Raw genomic sequence first — 3,884 nt, 5'->3', positions numbered from 1 at the left:
CGAAGCGGGCTCATCGTGATCACGATGAGCCCGCTTCGCTTTTGTCTGCGCGGGCGGCTTCCGGGGTCGTTCGAGGTCGTGGTCGTTGGTCTTCGGCGGGCTACTGGAGTGCGGACTGCTGGAGCGCGGGCTGTTGGGGTGTGGGGTGTCTCACTCTTGGCCGTCTGTGCTCTCGACTACGACGACGCGGTCACGTGTGTCGGGTCGGCGCGGCTGCGGCGTTCGGCCCGGGTGCTGACGAGTTCCTCGGTGGCCCAGGCCGGCCGCTGCCGTCGGGACGGCTCCTGTTCGGACTCCGACATCCCGAGGGTGAACGCATCCCGAGTGCGAGATCGGTCCGATGCGGAACAACTCTCCCCGGACGCTGTCTCGTTGTGGAGGCGTGCGCGCATCTCCACGTCAGTGGGGTGCGGCGGGTGAGTCAGTGCCACCACATCACGAAGTGAGCCGGTCATGATCGAGCAGCAGCAACGGCGGGAACAGCCCGGAGAGGTGCGACGGCGGTCGGTCGGGATCGCCGCCTTCGTGGTGGGGCTGGTGGGGACACTCGCCTTCTTCGCCTTCTTTCCTGGACTGCCGCATGTCATCGACTGGGGGGCGATCGTCGTCGCCGTCCTGGTGGGGGCGCTCTTCCGATGGATCTGCCAGTCCTGGACGGGGAAGCGGAGCGAGGAGAGACGGTGAGTTCGGGCGCCCTGCTCAGGTGATGCCTCGGTGGCTCCGCTTCAGGTGAGGACAATCACACGCTGTTCTCACCTGAAACGGAGGCCGGGTGCGGGGTGCCGGGTGCCTGGTGTGGGGTCAGGCGGCGAGGCGTTCCGCCAAGCTCTTGGCCTTCGTGGCCGCGTCGCCGAGGGCGCGCTCGCGGGAGGCTTCGTAGAGCGGGACCAGGTCGGACATCGCCGGGTTCTGCGGGGCCATGGTGAGCTCCGGGACGATGAACTCGAGGTCCGTACCGAGGACATCGGCGAACACCGCGCTCAGGTAGGTCTGCACGTACTCGAAGCCCTCGCGCGGTGTGCCGGGTCCGTAGGCGCCGCCGCGGCTGGCGATCACGGTGACCGGGGTGCCCTTGATCTTCGAGTCCTCGGTGCCCGCGGTGCGGCCCATCAGGATCACGTTGTCCAGCCAGGCCTTCAGGGTCGAGGGGATGGCGAAGTTGTACATCGGGGCGCCGATCAGCACCGCGTCCGCCCGCTCCAGCTCCTCTATGAGCTTCACGCGCTCGGCGAAGGCCGCCGCCTGCTCGGGCGTGTGCGTGGCCGGGTCGGCGAAGCCGGCGGTGTGGGCGTCGGCGGTGATGTGCGGGACGGGGTTCGCGGCGAGGTCGCGGTGGATCACCGTGCCCTCCGGGTGCTGCTCCTCCCAGGACGTGCGGAAGGCGTCCGCCACGGCGCGGGACGCGGAGGCGCCGGAGGGGAACACGGAGGAGTCGATGTGCAGGAGCGTGGCCATGGGGGTCTCCGGGGGGTGAGCGCGCACTGATCGGCGCGCACCGAGCAGTGCGCACAGAGCAGCGCACTGAGGGAAGTCTCAGTAGCTGAAGTTTCGTACTCGACTATGGATAACACAGGTACTTACTTTTTTTCATCCCTTTCTGGGGGGGCAGTACCCTGAAGCCATGACGGTCGAGCAGGAACACGGCGCGGACCTGTGCAAGCAGGTCGACAAGGGCATCACCCGTGTCTTCCAGCTGTTCGGAAAGCGCTGGACCGGGCCGATCGTGGCCGTTCTGATGCCGCAGCCCATGCACTTCTCCGACCTGCGCCGGGCGATCCCGGGCATCAGCGAGCGCATGCTGTCCGACCGGCTCACGGAGCTCGGCGCGGCGGGACTGCTCGTCCGCGAGGTCGACGAGGGGCCGCCCCTGCGGGTGTCCTACCGGCTGACGGACGCGGGCAAGGCCTTGAACCCGGCCCTTCGCGAACTCGGCGAGTGGGCCAAGGTGCATCTGCCCGAGGGGTGGCAGTCGGGGGCGTGCTGACGCCTGTCCGGCGCGAGTCCTGGCGGATGCGGGGCTTCCGGTGCGAGTCCCGGCGGGGGCGGAGCTGTCGGGGGGCGAGGCCTGGTGGGTGTGCGTCGGGCCGGTGCCGGGCCCGACAGGCGGGTGCGGGTCTGTTCGGTGCGAGGCCCGACGGACGGGGGCAGGGTCTGTCTGGTGTGAGGTCGCGCGGACGGGGTCCGGGTCTGTCCGGTGTGAGGCCGGGCGAGGTCTGGCTCTTTCGTGCGTCCCGGGTTTTCCACAGCCGTGGAGTTGTCCACAGGGTCTGACGAGTTTTCGCCACCGGCTGTACCGTCGTCGCGAGTTGATGTTCGGGCGAGCGCATGTGAGCGCGACGGGTGTACGGGGGAGGCGGTCGGTATGACCGAGGCCGGTATCGGTGTGGGGCGCAGGCTGCCCGAGGTGCGGGGCTTCGCCACGTGGCCCGTGGAGGGGTCGCCCAAGGAAGAGGGGAAGGCGCTGCGGGAGAGCGTCCCGCACAGCGCGCACGCCGCTCTTGACCTCGACGGTTCCCGCCCGGACGCGGTGACCGCCGTCGAGGAGTCCGGCCGCGGCCGGATCCCCGGGCTCACACCGATACGGGTGGGCAGGATGGCCGCCACGCCCTTCGCGTTCCTGCGCGGTTCGGCCGGCCTCATGGCCTACGACCTCGCCCGCACCCCCATGACCCGCATCGGCGCCCAGATCTGCGGCGACGCCCACGCGGCCAATTTCGGCCTGTACGGCGACGCCCGCGGCGGCCTGGTCATCGACCTCAACGACTTCGACGAGACCGTGCACGGCCCCTGGGAGTGGGACCTCAAGCGGCTCGCCGCCTCACTGGTGCTCGCGGGCCGGGAGGCCGGCGCCGACGAGGACACCTGCCGTACGGCGGCGCACGGCGCGGTGGGTTCCTACCGCCGCACCATGCGGCTGCTGGCGAAGCTCCCGGTCCTGGACGCGTGGAACGCCATCGCGGACGAGGAGTTGGTCTCCCACGCCGACGCCCGTGATCTGCTCGGCACACTGGAGCGGGTCTCCGAGAAGGCGCGGGGCAACACCAGCGGACGGTTCGCGGCCAGGTCGACCGAGGCCGTCGAGGACGGCGGGCGCCGTTTCGTCGACGCCTCGCCGGTGCTGCGCCGGATCCCGGACGCGGAGGCCGCGGCGGTGACGGCGTCCCTGGAGGAGTACCTGGACACGCTCTCCGAGGACCGCCTCCCGCTGCTCGCCCGGCACGCGGTGCACGACGTCGCCTTCCGCGTCGTCGGCACGGGCAGTGTGGGCACGCGGTCGTACGTCGTGCTGCTCCTGGACCACCGCGGCGAACCGCTCGTCCTCCAGGTGAAGGAGGCCCGCCCCTCGGCGCTGGTGCCGCATCTGCTGACCGCCGGGTTCGAGGCGCCGCCCGTCGCGCACGAGGGGCGGCGCCTCGAACCCGGCGGTCAGCAGATGCGGCACCAGCGCCGAGGGGCGGGCCTCCTTCACCTGGAGGACGAGCGGTTCGCCGCGGTTCGAGCGCGCCGCCCGTCGCGCACGAGGGGCGGCGCGTGGTGCTCGGGCAGAAGCGGATGCAGGTCGTCAGCGACATCCTGCTGGGCTGGACAACGGTCGACGGACTGCCGTTCCAGGTACGGCAGTTCCGCAACCGCAAGGGCAGCGTCGACCCGGCCGCCCTCGCCGCCGACCAGATCGACGACTACGGCCGGATGACCGGCGCCCTCCTGGCCCGCGCCCACGCCCACAGCGCCGACCCGCGCCTGGTCGCCGGGTACTGCGGCAAGAAGGACGGACTGGACGAGGCGATAGCTACGTTCGCCGTGGCCTACGCCGACCGGACCGAGGCGGACCACGCGGAGTTGGTGGGGGCGGGCCAGGAGGGCGCCGGTCATCCGGCCGTAGT

6 protein-coding genes are annotated in these 3,884 nt (G+C 70.9%); 4 read left to right on the top strand and 2 right to left on the bottom strand.

The window, feature by feature from the left end:
* Positions 1-176: 176 nt before the first annotated feature.
* Positions 177-302: a hypothetical protein gene (locus JHN63_RS54145; protein ID WP_267953874.1), complete on the bottom strand. Its 126-nt coding sequence runs from the start codon at positions 300-302 to the stop codon at positions 177-179.
* 151 nt (positions 303-453) lie between these two features.
* Here JHN63_RS54145 and JHN63_RS48995 point away from each other — a divergent pair, with 151 nt between their 5' ends.
* The gene (locus JHN63_RS48995) at positions 454-684 is read left to right on the top strand and encodes a hypothetical protein (RefSeq protein WP_200691610.1); all 231 of its coding nucleotides are present in this window, start codon (positions 454-456) and stop codon (positions 682-684) included.
* A 117-nt stretch (positions 685-801) separates the two neighbouring features.
* Here JHN63_RS48995 and JHN63_RS48990 read toward each other — a convergent pair whose 3' ends face one another.
* Positions 802-1,455 (bottom strand): FMN-dependent NADH-azoreductase, encoded by a 654-nt coding sequence (locus JHN63_RS48990; RefSeq protein WP_200691609.1) that lies wholly within the window; start codon positions 1,453-1,455, stop codon positions 802-804.
* 166 nt (positions 1,456-1,621) lie between these two features.
* On the opposite strand from JHN63_RS48990, the gene JHN63_RS48985 reads away from it, so the two are divergent.
* From JHN63_RS48985 to JHN63_RS48975, 3 genes are all read left to right on the top strand, one after another.
* Positions 1,622-1,984, top strand: a complete 363-nt coding sequence (locus tag JHN63_RS48985; protein WP_200691608.1) for a helix-turn-helix domain-containing protein — start codon at positions 1,622-1,624, stop codon at positions 1,982-1,984.
* A 378-nt stretch (positions 1,985-2,362) separates the two neighbouring features.
* A complete protein-coding gene (locus JHN63_RS48980; RefSeq protein ID WP_374223023.1) occupies positions 2,363-3,694 on the top strand; it encodes a DUF2252 domain-containing protein in 1,332 nt (443 codons plus the stop codon).
* On the top strand, positions 3,577-3,884 hold a 308-nt coding region (locus JHN63_RS48975; RefSeq protein ID WP_374223024.1), incomplete at its 3' end, for a DUF2252 family protein. The genes JHN63_RS48980 and JHN63_RS48975, both read left to right, overlap by 118 nt.

It is taken from the genome of Streptomyces sp. MBT65 (assembly GCF_016612545.1).
In the GTDB taxonomy this organism is placed as follows: Bacteria; Actinomycetota; Actinomycetes; order Streptomycetales; family Streptomycetaceae; genus Streptomyces.
This window is presented reverse-complemented; position numbering and strand designations above follow the sequence as displayed.